The following is an 18,585-nucleotide window of genomic DNA, read 5'->3' on the forward strand; positions in this document are numbered from 1 at the left end:
TAGACCTCCCTGAATTTATTGATTCTTATAATTACTCCCCAATAGACCCAATAATAGGTAATTTTTCCAATTTACCATTGTTGGCATTTATGATACCCATTATAGCCAAAATCCATGGGGCCCACTGTAATATTCTAAGGAAACCCATACCCATAGTAACAGCTATAAGTCCAAGGACAATGGAAAGTGCAATGGCTAATATCCAAACCCTTAATGATTGTCCAATATGGAATTTGACAAATTCATTTTTTTTATCACTGTTCACTATAAAGGCAATGAGCAGGCCAATTACAGTAATGTAACTAATTATTGCCATAGTTTTTCCCTCACTTATAGTATTCTGGTCCATCTTTAAGATTTTAGTTCCTATAAATTTAGTTAATTATTTGATTGTTGGATACAATTCCGTAAACCTTTCCTTTAAGTTTACTTCCCAAAAAGCAGCTATTCTTTGAATTGGATAAAATGTCCTGCTCTTCAAAGGTGTATTCCTGATCGGGATCAAAAAGGGTAAGTGCTGCATTTTCACCTACTTTGAAACTAGGTGTTTCAATGCCATATCTTTCGCGACCTTTGGTCAAGAGGGAAATGGTGGTATCAAGATCAAAAATCTGATTTAGCATTCCAAAAGCGCTTTCCAGACCTATAGTGCCGTCCGAGGCATTATCGAATTCCACTCTTTTGTGTTCAATATCCATAGGCCTATGGTCTGTGGTAACAAAATCTATGGTCTCATCCTTTAATCCTTTTATCAAAGCCTTGCGGTCCGATTGGATCCTGAGCGGTGGCATCAATTTATAGTGGGAATCGAACTCTGCCAAGGTCTCGTCGGTGAAGCATAGGTTGTGTACTGCTACGCTGCAGCTAACATCCATTCCCTTTTTTTTGGCCTCCGCAATGAGTTTTACGGAATTGGCAGTTGAAATAGTGGGGATGTGCAGTTTTCCTCCCGTATATTCCAATATGAACAGATCCCTCACAATATTTAGCTCTTCGGCCAAATTGGGAATTCCTTTCAGACCCAGTTTTGTGGAGACTTCCCCTTCATTTACAATTCCTTTTCCGGCAATCTGCAGATCCATAGGAAAAGAATGTACAAGGCCATTGAAATTATGGGCATATTGAAGGGCAATTTTTAGAAGGTTAGAGTTCCTTAAAGGTAATTTATAATCATAAAAACCTACGGCACCGGCAGTTTTCATATCATATAGTTCGGCCAAACTTTCTCCTTCAGACTTAACGGTCAATGTTCCTAAAGCATGAAGTGTAGTAGCTGCATTTTTGGAAGCATTCTTTAAAAAAACAATATCGGAGCTGCTATCGGGGAGGGGATTGGTATTGGGGTTGAGGACAATGTCTGTAAAACCGCTCTTTGCCGCAGTGTATAGGCCATTTTCTATGGTTTCCCTTTCCTCATATCCCGGTTCACCAAAACTTACGCTGGAATCGAACCATCCGAGGGATACATGTAGATTCTTTAATTGGATAAGCTTTGTCTTACCTTGAACATCCAAATTGGTAGCAATATCTTCAATTACCCCTTTTTTTATAAGAATATCACGTTTTTTTAAATGAAGTTCCTTGTTGTTAGGAGCAACTATCTTGGCAGATTTTAAAAGTATGTTCATTTCAGAAATTTTTGTATAAGAACTTCAATAAATATAAATGCTAATGCTAAAATAACAAACCATTTCCAAAGCTCGTTGATGCTATTGTCTTTTTCTATATTTTGGAACAAGGCTGAAATATTGTTGTTTTTGCTACTTGCATTAAGTTCATCAAGGTCCATATAATGTAGCTGACTTTCTTCCCTGGGAAAGTTGAAACTTATGTTCTTAATTATCTTTCCTTCATCCGTTATATTGTATATCCCGGAAATCTCAGGATAATCATCAAAAGTTAAGGTGGTTTTGTTGGTAAATGATTGTTGAAAGGGAATAAATTCAAAATCTTTTTGAGACACTTTCAAAATCCGATCTTTTGTAAGATTGACTGGGATATCAACAGAGGTTTTACTACCTATCATTTCATAAATTCTGGGAATCTTAAGACTTGCCATACCCATGTTGTATAAGGTTGGGACAATTAAGGGAGAATTTAAAATATTTGAATTTTCCTTTGATATGGGTGCCGTAAATAAATAAGTACCGTCTTCCCCTACCAAAAATGGATCACCACTTTGGTAAGAAAGGATTTTTGGCTTGGCCGATTTAATACTGTAAAAAGAATTGACAGAGGGATATTGGAAGTTGGTTACTTCTTTTTCGAATACATTCTTATACAAGGGGTGGGCAAAAGCAATCTGACTAATTTTTCTTTCTTCCATAACCGAAGAAATTAGCATAGTATTGGAAAGCCCCATTAAAAAGGAATTGTAATTTTCCATATTAGCTTGGCCACTTGGAATAACCGCTAAACTGCCTCCGGCATTTTTAAAGGCTTGTAGGGCGTTCTGCAAGGCTATGGGGACAGCGTTAAGTTCGTTGAGAATTATCAAATTTTGCGACTCCAATAGGCTGTAATTTAAAGACTTTAGGCTTAAATTGGAATACTGAAACACCTCCTTGTCGTAAATACGTCTTAAAAAATCACTATCGGCATCCCCTACGGATAATACCTTGATTTTATCTTGCTTGGCCAAATTGAAGTAAAGTTGATTGTCATAATTAAGTCCTGAATCGGAAATCAAAATTTCGCCATTGATAAGTTCGTTCGCCGGAATGGTAAAAATTACCTCGCCCTTTTTATTCTTGTTGAAGGTAACCGATGTTTTTGCAATCAATTTTTCTCCATTATACAGGGAAACCGGAGTGTTGTCCAATTCAGCGTTGGTAGAGAGTATACTTTTTAAATCTAAATTCTCTGAGGAAATACTATTGATAAATACAGTATCGATTGAAATATTAACAAGGTTTTCCGGTGTCATTTTTACCAAATGCCTGTTTATGTCTGGAAGCGAGTCTGTAGAGGAAGGACCAATTCTCTTTTGAAAATCCGAAATCAGGACTAGATCTTTTTGTGCGCCTACAGCTTCGGAGAATAAGGTTTTGGCCTTTAAATTAATTTCTTTCAACTGTAATTGGTTGTTGGAATAGGGCAGGGCAAGCAAATCGTTTTTGATGTCGCCAATACGAACTTCCCGAAATATTTTATCATTGGTAAAAAGAGTGAAAATATTTTCTTCAGGAACAGATTTTAGTATCCCCTGCACCATATTTTCCAATAAGGTTGCAGTTCCCATTTTGGCCTGCATACTTAGTGAATTATCAAGGTAGATAACTATTTCGTTGCTTTTCAGCGCCGATTTTCCTGGTATAAAGGGTTGGGCAAAAGCAATAATTAGTGCAGTTAGGAGCAATAGGCGGGTAAATAAAAGTAGCCACTTTTTTAAGGAGTTGCTCTTTCTGGATTCCGCTACTACTTTTTTTAAGATTTTTACATTGGTAAATGGGGTTTTCTTAAATCTACGGAGTTGGAAAAGATGAATGAAAATAGGAATAAGGAGAAGTAAAAGGGCCCAAAGGAGTTCCGGATGTTTAAACAGCATTCCTAAATTTAATTTTTCAAATATAAGAAAAGAATTTCGAGGCAGTCTTAAATTTATTGTCCATCTGTGAACTAATTAAGTTACCGGTAAAAGCAAGGATATTCTTTAAAGAAGTGGGGCAATTACAAGTTCAACAAAAAAAGAAAAAGTCTTGAACAGTTTTTTTTCCCTGTGCCAACAAATGGTCTTTTATAAATTCCTGGGCTTCTTTGTTGGCAACGGTAATTATGATCTGGGCTTTTTGAAGTTTATTTATTTCCAAATAGTGATCCATCCTTTTACCATAAATATCCAATCCAATTTTGTTGGAGTTATTGCAAACCCATGTAAACGCTATGTTTTTTTTTAGAAGTTTTTTGGCCAAAGTTTTTCCTTTGTTGCCTGCACCCCAGAGTACTAAGGGGCTTTTGTTATCATGGTCTAGTTGTAAAAAATAATGAAGTTTAATGTCCAAGAAATAATTTTGGGCATAGTGTTCACTAGTTCTGGAAGTCCTATGGCCATAATCGCGCCAATAGTGAAGAAGTTCATTGGTTGGTACACATTTCAGACCCTGCTCATAAAAACGGAATGCTAGGTCGTAATCTTCCGGATAACGATTTGAAGAAAATGACCCTGCCTTTTCCAGATCGTTCCTATGTACCATCCAACAAGGGGAGGGTATTACACATTCCTTATATATTTCTGAATAATTTAATCCCTTTTCCGTTAAGCGGTTCAACCATTTTTCATAACTCTTGTAACCATCCCCAACCCCATCTTTGGAAAAGTATTTCACCTTACCTAGGGCTAGGTGGCCCTGCCCATGGGCTTTAAGGGAATTGACCATGATTTCCAACTTGTTTGGGGACATAATGTCATCAGAATCCATTCTGGTTATATAAGTGCCCTTGGAATGGGAATATGCTGTTCTAAGGGCCTGAATTATTCCCTTGCCTTCATTTTTCAATACTTTGATCCTGGTTTCCTTTTGCGCATACGAATGCATGATATCCAAGCTATTGTCGGTAGAATGGTCATTTACGGCCAAAATTTCCCAGTCGTCATATGTTTGGTCAATTATGGATTGCATGCAATCCGGTAGAAATTCCGCGGTATTCTTAAAAGGAATAAGGATGCTGGTACTACTTTTGTTCATTTGCCAAAATTAGAAATATATTTTGCTATGAGGGCATCCTTCGCTGCTCAATGGAAGTTGTAATTAGAGGACTTCCCGGTATTTCAATTAATCAATAAAACTTCTGCCGGATGTATTTAAGTATAGTTTTTGTTGTTTTGAAATGAGAAATGAAACAATTGGATAGAGAGTCATCCCACGTTTAATTGGGATGTAAGGCCTTATTTATTGCTGCTTCCACCAAGGGCTCCATTACGGCATAACCCGCTGGGGTAGGATGAACCTCATCGTCCGCATATTTTTTGGGAAGTCCGTTTCTATCATCGGCCATAGCGGTAAAATAGTCCAAATAAATATGACCATTTGCTTCTGTATATTCTTTTAATAGTTTGTTCAATGCAGGTATTTTTTCATTGGGATTTAATCCAGGTCTCCAAGGGTAGTCATAGGCAGGGAGCACGGATGAAATAATAACTTTAATTCCGTTGGCCTTTGCCAGTTCTGCCATGGACTTTATATTGTCCAATATCATTTTGGGGGTGGAAGGGCCTGTGTTTCCCGCAATATCATTGGTTCCAGCCAAAATAACCACTACTTTGGGATTTAAATCGATTACGTCCTGTCTAAAACGCAATAACATTTGTGGGGTAGTCTGCCCACTAATACCTCTGTTGATGTAAGGTCTCCCCTCAAAAAATTCTGGTCTTTTGTTCAGCCAACCTATGGTAATGGAATTGCCCATAAATACCACACGATTTTCATTGGCAAGAGGTGGGCCTATTTTTTTATTGTCTTCTGAAAAGCGTTCTAGATTTGCCCAATCTTGGGAAAAACTAGAATTCATGGTAAAGATGGTCAGTACAAACAAGGCAATGGATAATTTCATGGTTTTCATATTGGTAAAAGTGGTTATAAAATAATAATACTTGGACTAGTTTTGAATTTTCATTGATTTTTTTTCATTTGATAGCAATCGAGCTTTTCTCAAATTTATTTTTTGTCGGATATCTGTTGGATAGTCAGTATGGTCCTCCGCTTCAAAGATCCTAATGTTCTGGGAATTATCTGGTTTTATCAGGTCATCCTGTCTGCAATTTAGTATAACAGCTGCCGTTTGGACCCCGGAATAACTGGCACCGGCCACTCCATGGGATTGAATACTTGCCCCGCACATATACAAATTTTCAATTTCGCTCTTAGCCCTAAACGCAAAGGGACCTATCTGCCCAAAACTCTTTTCTGTACCATATACGCTGCCATTGGTACTATTCAAATAGTACTTGTTGGTGATTGGTGTTCCCAATTCTTTATGAACAATATGGTCGCTAATACCGGGTAGGGCACGTTCCAAAGTGTTTATCATTTTATGGGTCAATATTTCCTTGAATTCCAAATATTCCTTTGACCGTTGTTTATCTTCTTCGTTAAATTTGGAGAACGAATCGGGATTAATATAAGTAATAACTTCCAGGGAGTGGTGTTTTCCATCGAAACTTGTGGGGTCTTTTAGCGTTGTACAGCTTATGAACAAACCTGGAAACACGTCGCCACTAGTAATATCAACTGCGGTCATCTCCTCGTAAATGCTGTCCATATCCCTGTTATCCATCATCCATATATTTCCCGAATCCATTCCTAATTTTCGAACGTCTATATCAACGCTTAGAAAAAGCATTAGGGAACTACAGGAATACTTTGTCTTTTTAAGTTTTTTACGAAGTTTTGTGCTTAGGTTTTGTTCTTTTACCAAGTTTAGATAGGTTGTTCCCGGGTCAGCATTGGAAATGATTCTTGACGCAAATATTTTCTCCCCACTTTCCAATTCCACCCCAATGGCTTTTTTCCTTTTATCCCCTTCCAAAAGAATGCTTTTTACCGCTGTGCTTGTTCGGATGGTTCCACCATTTTTTTGCAGTGACCTGGTCATGGCTTTTACAATGGCAGCACCGCCACCCATGGGGTAGTATCCCCCGCTAAAATAATGGTCCATAACAGCGCAGTGCAAAGGGAAACTGGCCCGCGAAGGAGCCAATCCGTGGTCTCCCCATTGTATATTTAGGACTTTTTGAAGTAGGGGGTCCTTGATATGCCAGTTGATAACACGCTTCAAGCTGAAAAGCGCATACTTACCCATATGCTTGGTTCTAAAAGGAATAGTGATATTGTCCCAAAAACCGTTCATCTTGGGAATCAGTTGTATTTGTCGGGAAACATTCCTGACCAACTTCAAATAATTATAGATACGCTTTTTTTCCTTAGGGAACCTTTGCCCTAGCGAGGTGTTCAAATCATTAAAATTACCGGGCAGGTCAATTCTTTCCTTTCCAATAAAGCAGTGTTCATATCCCTTAGGGTTCATTCTAAAGAAAACCAGATCATTGGCTATCCCCAATCCTTCATAAAGGGTTCTTGTAGATTCTCCTTCCCCGAGCAGGCCAATATAATGTACTCCTGGAGAAAAACGGTGGCCATTTAAATAGAAGCTATGGCACCAGCCACCTGGAACATCGTGTTGTTCCAATACCAATACCCGCTGGCCTGCTTTTGATAGACAAATGGCGGCAGACAATCCGCCGGCCCCAGAGCCGATAATAATCGTATCTATGTCGTTGTATATTTTATTTTTGATGTCCATTGTATAGGTGTTGCATATGCCAAGCTATAAGTAGTGACCAATTTTATTTTATTTCCTCGTTTTTTTTTGGAAAAATTGTTGGTCCTCCAATTTTAATTCCAAATCGCTTATCACCTTATTCTTGGTGGGTCTAAGTTTAAAAAGATAAAGAATTAAAAGTAAGGAAATAACCAGATAAAAAATATGGTTGTTCAACCTATAAGCAATAGTACTCAATATTGCTGCCCCCTCTATAAATGCAAATCTTACCACAGATGCCTGTAGGTATAGTACCAATTTACCTTTTAAAGAGTTAAGTTTTGTTAAGTCCTTTAATTGTTTACCGAACACATAGTTGCTTATAAAATAGCTCAACATGGCAATGGTTGGGACAAGATATACAAAAACATTATTGTCTTTTGTGAAATCTATCAAAAAACCTTCCCCCGTTGCATAGATGAAAATGGTAAACAACAAAACTCCAATAAGCAATGCAGCATGTATGAATATAAGGGTATTGAGGTATTCCTTGGGGCTTTGGGTCTTGGATTTGGTCATATGGCATTTTAAAGTACAGTGGTGCTTGGCAATGCCATAACTAAATGAAACTTGTGTAAACCACACATTTGTTCCTAAAGGTATAAGCCTTTCCGTTTAAAAGCAAGGAAGATAAGCCAAAAATAATAGTATATATAAAAGGTCCCATATTTTTAGTCCAGAAGAATCTAAAGAATATACCTGTGATAAACAATCTCAATGGAAATTCAATTGGCGTTTATTTTTGTTTATTTTTACGTATGAGGAATTAATGAGGCAAATGTTAATTTCAATATCTAAACCAATAGGACGTGGCCAATAGGGACTTTCAAATACTTCTTGCAGACGATGATGAAGACGATTGCATGTTTTTTAAGGAAGCTTTGGACGAGCTTTCATTGTGTGCAACATTGAAAACTGTTAACAATGGGGTAGAGCTTATGGATTTTCTTGAAAATAATTTGCCCAATCTGCCACAAGTGCTCTTTCTGGATCTGAACATGCCCCGAAAGTCTGGAACAGAGTGTTTATCGGAAATAAAACAAAGTGAAAAATTTAGACATTTGCCTGTAATAATTTATTCCACTTCTTCCAATATTGATGTCATGGACCAATTATACGGCAAAGGGGCGCAATACTACATTCGCAAACCAGCCGATTTTTCTACACTCAAATCTGTAATTGGTAGGACCATTGATTTGATCAAACAAAACGAAGTATTACAAGCCTCTAGAGAAGAATTTGTGATACAACCTTAAAGTAAATGAAATTGAATTCTACCCATAAAGCAAATAATCTCTCGTTCCTTGAGAATAGTGGCCACATGGGCGAGCTTATTAGGGAGATGGACTGGAATAACACCTCTCTGGGCCCTATCAGTAATTGGCCTGTAAGTTTGCGTACCACCCTAGCTATAATTTTGCACTCATCCTATCCCATGTTTCTTTTTTGGGGTGATGAGCTTATCTGCTTTTATAATGATGCGTACAGACCAAGTTTAGGGATAGAAGGAAAACATCCGGCTATTGGAAAAAAGGGCAAGGACGTTTGGCCGGAGATATGGGAGTTTATTGGCCCTTTGATCAGTAAAGTGGTCACTACTGCCAAACCTATTTCATATAGTGACCAATTGGTGCCATTTCACCGAAATGGGAGCATGGAGGACATATATTGGACATTCTGCTATAGTGCCGCTTTTGATGATGATGGCAAGGTAAATGGCGTAGTTGTTACCTGCACAGAGACTACCGAAACCGTAATTACCAAAAAGGAATTACAAGAAAGTGAACGTAGGCTTCGCACAATGATTGCTCAAGCCCCTGTATCGATAGCTATATTTCAAGGTAAGGACCATGTTACGGAATTGGTCAATTCACTTGCACTGCAAATGTGGGGGAGAAGGGAGGATGAAGTATTGGGACAACCAATTTTGGAAGCAATGCCCGAACTTAGGTCACAAGGTATTAAAGAGTTGTTGGACGAGGTCTATAGTACTGGCAATTCTTTTTCTACTTCAGAGTTTCCTGTGGAAATCATGAGAAAGGGGAATTTAAATATGGCTTATCTAAACTTCAGCTTCGAACCACTTTTAGATACTACCGGGAAAATTGAAGGAATAATGGCTTTGGGTATTGAAGTTACGGATCAAGTAATTACCCGCAAGAAAATAGAAGAAAGTGAAAAAAAATTCAGATTACTGGCAGACTCGCTTCCCCAGTTAGTTTGGACTGCAGATCCAAAAGGGAATTTGAATTATTTTAATCAATCAGTTTTTGAATTTTCTGGATTGCCGCAGGATCAATTAATTAATAAAGGATGGTTACAGATGGTGCATCCGGCCGATAGGAAAAGAAATTTTAAAACTTGGGAAGAAGCCATTACAACCGGTAAGGATTTTTTATTGGAGCACCGCTTTCAAAGACATGATGGTGAATACCGTTGGCAGTTGAGCCGTGCAAAGCCACAACGTAATGATGGCGGAATTATACAAATGTGGGTAGGAAGTAGTACGGATATTCAGGAACAGAAAATTTTCCTTAATAAATTGGAAAAACAAGTTCAGGAACGCACTGCCGAGCTGGTAGAATTAAACGAGTCGCTTAAAAAAAGCGAACAGCGCTATCACCTAATGGTGGAGGAAGTGCAGGACTATGCAATACTTTATTTGAACCCCGAGGGAATTGTGGAGAACTGGAATACAGGAGCAGAAAAAATTAAGGGCTATAAGGCTCAAGAGATAATAGGTAAGAATTTTTCCAATTTTTACACGGAGGAAGATAGAAAAAGTGGACTTCCTAAAAGGTTATTGGGCCTGGCTGCCAGAAACGGCAAGGCATTACAGGAAGGATGGCGCGTAAGAAAGGACAATACTTTATTTTGGGCAAGCGTGGTAATTACAGCAGTGCATAATGAAAAAAATGAGGTTATAGGATATTCAAAAGTAACCCATGACCTTACAGCCAAGAAAGAATCAGATGATGCACTTAAGGAAAAGCAAGCCGAGCTGGAACAAAAGAACATTGAGCTGCAGAAAATGAACAAGGAACTCCAATCCTTTGCATACATATCAAGCCATGATTTACAGGAGCCATTAAGAAAAATTCAAACGTTTGCTTCCAGAATAATTGAAAAGGATCACGATACACTTTCAGAAAATGGAAAATATCTATTTAAAAGGATGCAATTGTCCGCAGAAAGGATGCAGACGCTGATCGACGATTTGTTGGCCTATTCCCGAACACATAATATGGAGGGCGATTTTGAGAAAACCAATCTTAATCTTATCATAGAGGAAGTGAAACAAGACCTTAGTGAAGAACTTCTTCAGAAAAATGCCATTATCGAAACAGATAAAACTTGCATGGTCAACATAATTCCATTTCAATTTAAACAGCTCTTCTATAACTTGCTAAGTAATTCTTTAAAGTTTGCAAAACCAGAAAAACCTGTCCACGTAACTATAAAAAACGAGTACGTTCCCGGAAATTTATTGGAAGGCGAAAATTTTCATGACGATACTAAATATTGCCATATCACATTTGCGGACAACGGTATAGGCTTTGAACAAGAATACAGTGAAAAGATCTTTGAACTATTTCAGCGCCTTTATGGGAGGACAGAATATCCAGGAACAGGAATAGGACTCGCTATAATAAAGCGTATTGTAGAGAATCATCACGGTGTTATTACGGCACAGGGTGAATTGGGCAAGGGTGCTACTTTTAACATATATCTTCCCGTAGAGGACTAAAAGATGATAATTGTGCCTTTTGTACGCTGTACCTAAAAGGCAAAAATGTGATTAATATATCCGTTCGCTTTATTGGAATAAGGTCGCAGTCCACCAAATTTGACATAGGCGATAGGATTAAAAAAGTAAAAACTTATGTATAATTGCTGTAATTCTAGACAATAACCATAAAACTTAAATCGTCATTGGTTTTTGAGGTTGTATTTTGAATAGGTTTCAGAGATTTATATAAGACGGTTTTTAATTGATTGTACGAGTTGGGTTTCTTAATGTAAAGATTGGCCCCACTCTCTTTCAGTTGTTCTACTTCATTTTCATTATAGGATGTGGAATAAATGATTATTTGTATTTCTGATAATTCAGGTATGTTACGGATATCCGTTAGGCATTCAAATCCGTCCATAAGTGGCATTCGAAGGTCTAAAAAAATGGTGTCTGGCTTGGGGTGGTCAGAGTACAATTCCGCCATTAGATCAACGCCGTTTTCAAATTGTTTTACCGAAGTTTCAATAGGTAATTCGGACAAAGCGTCCATAAAAAGTTCTCGATCATCTTGGTCATCGTCTGCTAGAAAAATGTTAATAGGATTCATAACTGTATATTTTAATTGATTAACTGCCGGCTAAGAATATTTATTATAAACTGATTTATGAACTTAAATCCTGATTATCACCATATAGTTTGTCACCATTTCAACCTGGCTTACAAGTTTTTCATTTTAGCATTCTCAATCTTTGGAAGGCTCTAAAATGTCTTATAAGCTGTTTAATTGCCACATAATCATAAATTTAAGGAAATTTTAATTATTGGATGTGTCAAATGAATTGAATATTAACTCGAAAAATATTTGAGTCAATCAGGATAAATACAATGGATTCGGAGAATAGGCCGATTATATAGGTACGGCAACCTTACTCCTCTGTTGGTATATAAAACGGAAAGGAAGTTGTTGGGTTGGTTATCAGCACATTTGAAATACAGGTGGAAAGTATTAATGGGAGATAAACGGCGGTCCTAAAATAAAAGAACCGCTCTGTAAAGAGCGGTTCTTTGTTTCGCTTCATTTAGAAGCATGAGCTTGAGTTAGCTACTCTTTACTAAAAACAATATTTGTTTTCAGCCTTAAGTTTTTCGGCAATTGTATTACGCAGTTCAACTACATTGGGTTGGTTTGTATATTTTGTAAACCGTTTTAGGCCCATAAGCATCATACGTTGCTCATCACCCTCAGCCATTGAAACTATAGCCTCTTTACCATTTTTTATAACAGTGTCCACAGCATTGTACAAGTACAATTTGGACATGGCGATTTGTTCTTTTTGAGTTCCTTCCCCGAATCGTTTTGCATTTTTTTCAGTTCTTAGGATGGCAGATTCTGCCAAATAAATTTCTATTAAAATATTGGATGCGGCCAACAGTAACATTTGATGTTCATCTAGGGCGGGTCCATATTTTTGGACCGCAGATCCTGCCACCATTAAGAATACTTTCTTAAGCTTTGCAACCATTTCTTTTTCTTCGGACAACAATTCTGAATAGTCCGGAGTGTCAAAAGAGGGGATGCCCATTAGTTCATTCCCTACGGCCGTAGCCGGGCCCAACAGGTCTACATGACCTTTCATGGCTTTCTTGACCAACAGGCCAACGGACAACATTCTGTTGATTTCATTGGTGCCTTCATATATCCTGGCTATGCGTGCATCTCTCCAGGCGGCTTCCATAGGGGTTTCCTCTGAAAAGCCCATTCCACCAAAAATTTGAATACCCTCGTCCGAGCAGTTCTGCACGTCTTCGGATACAGCAACTTTTAATATGGAACATTCTATGGCATATTCCTCTACACCTTTAAGCTCCGCTTCTTGATGGCTATTACCAGCCGCCATTCGCATGGCAATACGATCTTCAATATTTTTAGCAGCTCTGTATGAGGCAGCTTCCCCAGCATACAAACTGGTGGCCATTTCTGCCAACTTTGATTTTATTGCCCCGAAATCTACTATCGCTGTTTTAAACTGCTTACGTTCCGTAGCATACTTTAAAGCATTGGTTGTAATTCGCCTTTGTGAATCCAAACATGCGGCCGCTAACTTAATACGTCCAATGTTTAATGCATTCATGGCAATTTTAAAACCATTTCCCCTCTCGGAAAGCATATTTTCAACGGGAACTACCGTATCGCTAAAGAATACCTGTCTGGTAGAGGAGGCGCGAATTCCTAATTTGTGTTCTTCCTCCCCTAAAGTAATACCATTACTAGGATCATTTTCAACTATAAATCCGGTGATATTTTTGTCATTTTCTATACGTGCAAAAACAATAAACAATTTGCAGAACCCGGCATTGGAAATCCACATTTTTTGGCCATTGATTTTATAGCTCTTGCCGTCAGCCGAAAGGGTAGCAGTGGTTTTGCCAGAATTGGCATCACTACCTGCGCCTGGTTCCGTTAAACAATAAGCGCCGAACCATTCACCAGTGGCCAATTTGGGGACATATTTTTGCTTTTGGGCTTCAGTACCGTATAACGTAATGGGCATGGTCCCAATACCGGTATGTGCACCAAATGCTGTACTAAAAGAACCACTTCCGCTAGAAATATATTCGCAAACGATCATGGTAGAAATAAAGCCCATTCCCAATCCGCCATACGCTTCAGGAACGGCAACACCTAAAAAGCCCATTTCTCCCGCCTTGGTCATTACTTCCTGTGTTAGGGCATAATCCTTGGCTTCGAATCGATCTCTATTGGCCACAATCTCCCGATCGTTGAACTCAATAACGGAGTCGCGCATCATTTTTTGCTCCTCGGAAAAATCCTCAGGCGTAAAAATATCCTCACAATTGGTTTCCTTCACAAGGAATTGTCCACCCCTCAATATTTCTTTAGTTGTTGTTTCTGTACTCATTGTTCGTGTTATTAAGTTTTATTATATGTATTGAAGGGTATATTGAAATAGTAATCCCTTCATATATATGTCCTGTATTTTTAATTTAAAAATTCATAAATCCCAGCTGCACCCTGACCAGTACCTACGCACATGGTCACCATGCCATATTTACCTTTCATATCTCTCTTTCTCATCTCATCAAAAAGTTGAACGGACAACTTGGCTCCGGTACAGCCCAATGGGTGGCCAAGAGCAATTGCACCCCCATTTACATTGACTATATCATTGTTTAATCCAAGTTCCCGGATTACAGCCAACGACTGTGAGGCGAAAGCTTCGTTCAATTCGATCAATTCAATATCGTTCTGTTTAAGACCAGCTTGTTTTAGCGCCTTTGGAATTGCTTTTACAGGGCCAATTCCCATGATTCTTGGTTCAACTCCGGCAGCGGCATAGTTGACCAATCTGGCAATAGGTTCCAATTTTAACTCTTTTACCATATCCTCGCTCATGACCAATACAAAAGCAGCTCCGTCGCTCATCTGTGAGGAATTCCCAGCAGTAACACTTCCCCCTGCAGCAAAAACAGGTCGAAGTCCTGCCAAGGCTTCCTTGCTGGTTCCTTTTCGTGGTCCCTCATCTTTGGTTACCGTGTATTTTTTAGTAGCTTTCTTTCCATTATCATCAACGTAGATCTGTTCCACTTCAATGGGTACGATCTGACTTTGAAAACGATCCTCTGCCTGCGCCTTAAGCGCTTTCATATGTGAATTATAGGCAAACTCGTCCTGGTCCTCACGGGATACATTGAATTGTTTGGCCACCGCTTCCGCAGTATTTCCCATACCCCAGTAATAATCTTCGTGTCCTGCCTTTGCCAAGTCGTAGTTGAGTTCTGTTTTATATCCGGTCATGGGAACCGCACTCATGCTTTCTGCACCACCAGCAATGATACAGTCGGCCATACCTGCTTGGATTTTTGCGGTGGCAATACCGATAGTTTCTATTCCAGAGGAGCAAAATCTATTTACAGTAACCCCTGGTACATCAACAATATTAAGCCCCATTAAGGATATTAATCGAGCCATGTTAAGACCTTGGGAACCTTCGGGCATTGCATTTCCAACAATAACGTCATCAATGCGTTTTTTATCCAATTGCGGCAACTCATTCATCATATACGCTATGGTTTCGGCAGCCAACTCATCCGTTCTTTTAAAACGGAAAACACCTTTTGGAGCTTTTCCTACTGCAGTCCTATATGCTTTTACTATAAAGGCTTGTTTGTTCATATTTCTATTTTTGTTTTGATAATGAGAGTTTAGACTGCTAGATACTAGAGTCTAGACTTTGATTGCCTAGATTATCTGTAAAGGAGGCAATCATTTTTTGAATTTGTAAAATTTTATTTTCAAGTTCTTCGAACTTTTCTTTGTCTAAATAATTTTCATTATGAGAAACAATTAATTGAGTTTCCCATTCAAAAGCTGACCCCAGACTATTCTCTAAATATTTTATAAAATGCCTATTTGTACTTTTACTTGAACCTTCAGATATATTTGATGGAATGGAGACTGCACATCTGTTCATTTGACTGATTAAATTAAACCTTTCAAAATCTGGATATGTTTTTGTCAGTTTATAGTTTTCACTTACAAGATTCATTCCCTCTTGCCATATTTTCAATTTCTTAAAATTATGTCGTCCCATTTGGTCTAGTCTCTAGGGTCTAGTCGTCTATTACCTTAATTCCGCAACGGTTTCCCTGTCTTTAACATATGTTGTATGCGTTCCAAGGTTTTTCGTTCCGTACATAGGGATAGGAAAGCTTCCCGTTCCAGATCCAAAAGATATTGCTCTGTAACCATAGTTGGCTCCGACAAGTCTCCCCCGGCCATTACATAGGCTAATTTGTTGGCAATCTTATGGTCGTGTTCACTTATATAATTGCTGTCTTCCATGGCATCCGTTCCTACCAAAAACATTCCAAGGGCTTGTTTTCCAAGCACCTTAACGTCTTTTCTCTTGGGAGGTTGGGTGTAGCCCTGTTCTGCCATAAGTTTGGCGTAGGCTTTTGCCGTTGCAATTTGTCGGTCTTTGTTTACGACGACTATATCTTTCCCTTTTTCAAGTACTCCCATATCAAAGGCCTCGTAAGCAGATGTTGAAACTTTTGCCATTCCAATGGTGAGGAAATACTCTTGAAGTACATTGAGCTCTACATCATTTTTTTTAAAGGTATCCGACGCTCTTAAGGCCATTTCCTTGGAACCGCCACCTCCTGGTATAACCCCAACTCCGAATTCTACCAGTCCCATGTAGGTTTCAGCTGCGGCAACAACCTTATCGGCATGTAAAGACAACTCGCAACCTCCGCCCAAGGTCATCCCGTGTGGTGCCGAAACTGTAGGAATGGCCGAGTAACGCATACGCATCATGGTATCCTGAAACATCTTTATGGCTATATTAAGCTCATCGTATTCCTGTTCTACGGCCATCATAAATATCATTCCAATATTGGCGCCAACAGAGAAGTTAGGGGCTTGGTTGCCCACCACCAGACCTTGAAAGTCTTTTTCGGCCAAATCGATGGCCTTGTTCAGTCCGGCCAAAACATCGCCACCAATGGTGTTCATTTTGGACTGGAATTCCACATTCAATATGCCATCGCCCAAATCTTCAATAACAACACCGGAGTTTTTCCATACCTCATTGGATTTTCTAATATTGTCCAAAATGATAAAGGAATCCTGACCAGGTATTTTCTCCATCGACTTTTTAGGGATGTCGTAATAATAAGTAGCCCCGTCTTTAATAGTATAGAACGACTTATTTCCAGAGGATATCATTTCGGTAACCCAGGCTGCCGGTTGAAAGCCTTCGGCCTTCATCATTTCAATTCCTTTTTCAACACCTATGGCATCCCAAATTTGAAAGGGACCATGTCCCCAGGCAAAACCTGCTTTCATGGCGTCATCTATCTTATATAATTCTCCTGTTATTTCGGGAATCCTATTGGACGCATATTCAAATAATGAAGAAAAACTTTTTCTGTAAAAGGCTCCTGCTTTGTCCTTTCCGGTTACCAAGACCTTAAATCGGTCGATTACATTTTCTATAGATTTGGTGAGTTCAAGAGTGGCAAAACTAGCCTTTTTGCTGGGTCGGTATTCCATGGTGTTAAGGTCTAGGGCCAATATCTCCCGACCTTCCTTTTTGTAAAAACCTTGCCCTGTTTTACTTCCGAACCATTTGTTTTCCATCATTTTTCCGATAAAATCCGGAAGTGTAAATTGCTCCCGTCTTTCATCATCCTTACAGTTTTCGGCAATACCATTGGCTACATGCACTAAAGTGTCCAAGCCAACAACGTCTACTGTGCGGAAGGTGGCCGATTTTGGCCTGCCTATTACCGGTCCTGAAAGTTTGTCTATTTCCTCAACGGTAAGGTCCATTTCCTTTACAGCATGGAACAAACTCATAATGCTAAAGGTCCCTATTCTATTCCCTATAAAAGCCGGAGTGTCTTTGGCTATCACTGAGGTCTTGCCTAAAAACTGCTCCCCATAGCCATTTAAGAAGTCCAATACTTCGGTAGAAGTTTTTGGTCCAGGAATTATTTCAAAAAGTTTTAAGTATCTGGCCGGATTAAAAAAATGGGTTCCGCAGAAATGTTTTTGAAAATCTTCACTTCTTCCCTCACTCATAAATTTTATGGGTATGCCCGAGGTGTTGGAAGTAATTAAAGTGCCTGGTTTTCTATGCTTGTCCAGTTTTTCAAATACTATTTTTTTGATGTCCAGACGTTCTACTACCACTTCAATGATCCAATCTACCTGTCCAACCTTGGAAATGTCGTCCTCAAGATTCCCCGTGGAGATTCTTTGGGCAAAATTTTGGTGATAAATAGGGGAGGGCTTGGATTTTAATGCAGCGGCCAAAGAATCGTTTACCAATCTATTTCTAACAACCTTATCCTCTAGGGTAAGGCCATTTGCTTTTTCTTTATCATTAAGTTCACGTGGTATAATATCCAAAAGCAATACTTCCACTCCTATATTGGCAAAATGGCAGGCTATGCCGCTTCCCATAATACCTGAACCAATAACTGCTACTTTTTTAATGTGTTTGTTCATCAATAAAAAGGTGTTAACTAGTTTTTTAACTTTTTTAATAAATTTTCTTTTCCGCAATTAATTTGTTGATGACCTCCGTTACCTCAAAAAAGGTATTTAATTTCTCCGAGGGTACATGCGCCTTCACCACATCGTTAAAACGAAGTACAACATCTTTTGAATCCTTCCTCTTTTCCAGACCAAAAGCAGTGAGGTGTATTAGTACACCCCTACCATCATTGGGGTTGGGCCTACGTTCTATAAGTCCCTTTTCCTCCATACTTTTCAATATTCGCGATAGACTCGTGGCTTCCATACCCATTTTTGGGCCAAGGGCTGTCGAAGGAGTGCCGGTTTTGGGGTCTATACTCAATAATGTAAAACCTACGGCCATTGTACTATTGAATTTCCGCGCCTCCTCATTATACATCTTTGTTACCGCTTGCCAAGTTGCTCGGAGCGCGTAATCTATCGTTATGTCTTGCATGTTGTTTTGTTGGTTCTTCCAAAGATATAA

At 38.9% G+C, this 18,585-nt stretch carries 15 protein-coding genes; 2 read left to right on the top strand and 13 right to left on the bottom strand.

The window, feature by feature from the left end; genetic code table 11:
* Positions 1-31 precede the first annotated feature (31 nt).
* The 7 genes from KO529_RS11505 to KO529_RS11535 form a co-directional block, all read right to left on the bottom strand.
* Positions 32-349, bottom strand: a complete 318-nt coding sequence (locus KO529_RS11505) for a DUF4870 domain-containing protein (protein ID WP_215948031.1) — start codon at positions 347-349, stop codon at positions 32-34.
* Positions 350-374: 25 nt separating this feature from the next.
* Complete coding sequence (locus tag KO529_RS11510) at positions 375-1,628, bottom strand: dihydroorotase (RefSeq protein ID WP_215948032.1); 1,254 nt, start codon at positions 1,626-1,628, stop codon at positions 375-377.
* Positions 1,625-3,547: a BatA domain-containing protein gene (locus tag KO529_RS11515; protein ID WP_215948033.1), complete on the bottom strand. Its 1,923-nt coding sequence runs from the start codon at positions 3,545-3,547 to the stop codon at positions 1,625-1,627. The genes KO529_RS11510 and KO529_RS11515 overlap by 4 nt, the downstream gene beginning before the upstream one ends.
* Positions 3,548-3,677: 130 nt before the next feature.
* Positions 3,678-4,685, bottom strand: a complete 1,008-nt coding sequence (locus KO529_RS11520) for a glycosyltransferase family 2 protein (protein ID WP_215948034.1) — start codon at positions 4,683-4,685, stop codon at positions 3,678-3,680.
* Between the two features lie 181 nt (positions 4,686-4,866).
* Positions 4,867-5,550 carry an SGNH/GDSL hydrolase family protein gene (locus KO529_RS11525; protein ID WP_252734381.1) on the bottom strand — a complete coding sequence of 228 codons (684 nt, stop codon included), beginning with the start codon at positions 5,548-5,550 and terminating at the stop codon, positions 4,867-4,869.
* A gap of 45 nt (positions 5,551-5,595) precedes the next feature.
* Positions 5,596-7,299, bottom strand: coding sequence for a phytoene desaturase family protein (locus KO529_RS11530; RefSeq protein ID WP_215948036.1), 1,704 nt, complete (start codon positions 7,297-7,299; stop codon positions 5,596-5,598).
* A 48-nt stretch (positions 7,300-7,347) separates the two neighbouring features.
* Positions 7,348-7,836: a hypothetical protein gene (locus KO529_RS11535; RefSeq protein WP_215948037.1), complete on the bottom strand. Its 489-nt coding sequence runs from the start codon at positions 7,834-7,836 to the stop codon at positions 7,348-7,350.
* A 290-nt stretch (positions 7,837-8,126) separates the two neighbouring features.
* Here KO529_RS11535 and KO529_RS11540 point away from each other — a divergent pair, with 290 nt between their 5' ends.
* On the top strand, positions 8,127-8,573 hold the full coding sequence (locus tag KO529_RS11540; RefSeq protein ID WP_215948038.1) for a response regulator: 447 nt from the start codon (positions 8,127-8,129) through the stop codon (positions 8,571-8,573).
* Positions 8,574-8,578: 5 nt separating this feature from the next.
* Positions 8,579-11,065 carry a PAS domain S-box protein gene (locus KO529_RS11545; RefSeq protein WP_215948039.1) on the top strand — a complete coding sequence of 829 codons (2,487 nt, stop codon included), beginning with the start codon at positions 8,579-8,581 and terminating at the stop codon, positions 11,063-11,065.
* A gap of 154 nt (positions 11,066-11,219) precedes the next feature.
* On the opposite strand, the gene KO529_RS11550 is transcribed toward KO529_RS11545, so the two are convergent.
* The 6 genes from KO529_RS11550 to KO529_RS11575 form a co-directional block, all read right to left on the bottom strand.
* Positions 11,220-11,657 carry a response regulator gene (locus KO529_RS11550; protein ID WP_215948040.1) on the bottom strand — a complete coding sequence of 146 codons (438 nt, stop codon included), beginning with the start codon at positions 11,655-11,657 and terminating at the stop codon, positions 11,220-11,222.
* 505 nt (positions 11,658-12,162) lie between these two features.
* Entirely contained in the window at positions 12,163-13,971 is a 1,809-nt protein-coding gene (locus KO529_RS11555) for an acyl-CoA dehydrogenase family protein (protein WP_215948041.1), read from the bottom strand.
* Positions 13,972-14,051: 80 nt separating this feature from the next.
* Positions 14,052-15,245: an acetyl-CoA C-acyltransferase gene (locus tag KO529_RS11560; protein ID WP_215948042.1), complete on the bottom strand. Its 1,194-nt coding sequence runs from the start codon at positions 15,243-15,245 to the stop codon at positions 14,052-14,054.
* Between the two features lie 37 nt (positions 15,246-15,282).
* Positions 15,283-15,663, bottom strand: coding sequence for a four helix bundle protein (locus KO529_RS11565; RefSeq protein WP_215948043.1), 381 nt, complete (start codon positions 15,661-15,663; stop codon positions 15,283-15,285).
* A 35-nt stretch (positions 15,664-15,698) separates the two neighbouring features.
* Positions 15,699-18,089, bottom strand: a complete 2,391-nt coding sequence (locus KO529_RS11570) for a 3-hydroxyacyl-CoA dehydrogenase/enoyl-CoA hydratase family protein (protein ID WP_215948044.1) — start codon at positions 18,087-18,089, stop codon at positions 15,699-15,701.
* Positions 18,090-18,123: 34 nt separating this feature from the next.
* On the bottom strand, positions 18,124-18,555 hold the full coding sequence (locus KO529_RS11575; protein WP_215948559.1) for a MarR family winged helix-turn-helix transcriptional regulator: 432 nt from the start codon (positions 18,553-18,555) through the stop codon (positions 18,124-18,126).
* Between the last annotated feature and the right edge of the window lie 30 nt (positions 18,556-18,585).

Origin of the sequence: Arenibacter algicola (assembly GCF_018860365.1) — a bacterium.
Classification (GTDB): domain Bacteria; phylum Bacteroidota; class Bacteroidia; order Flavobacteriales; family Flavobacteriaceae; genus Arenibacter; species Arenibacter algicola_B.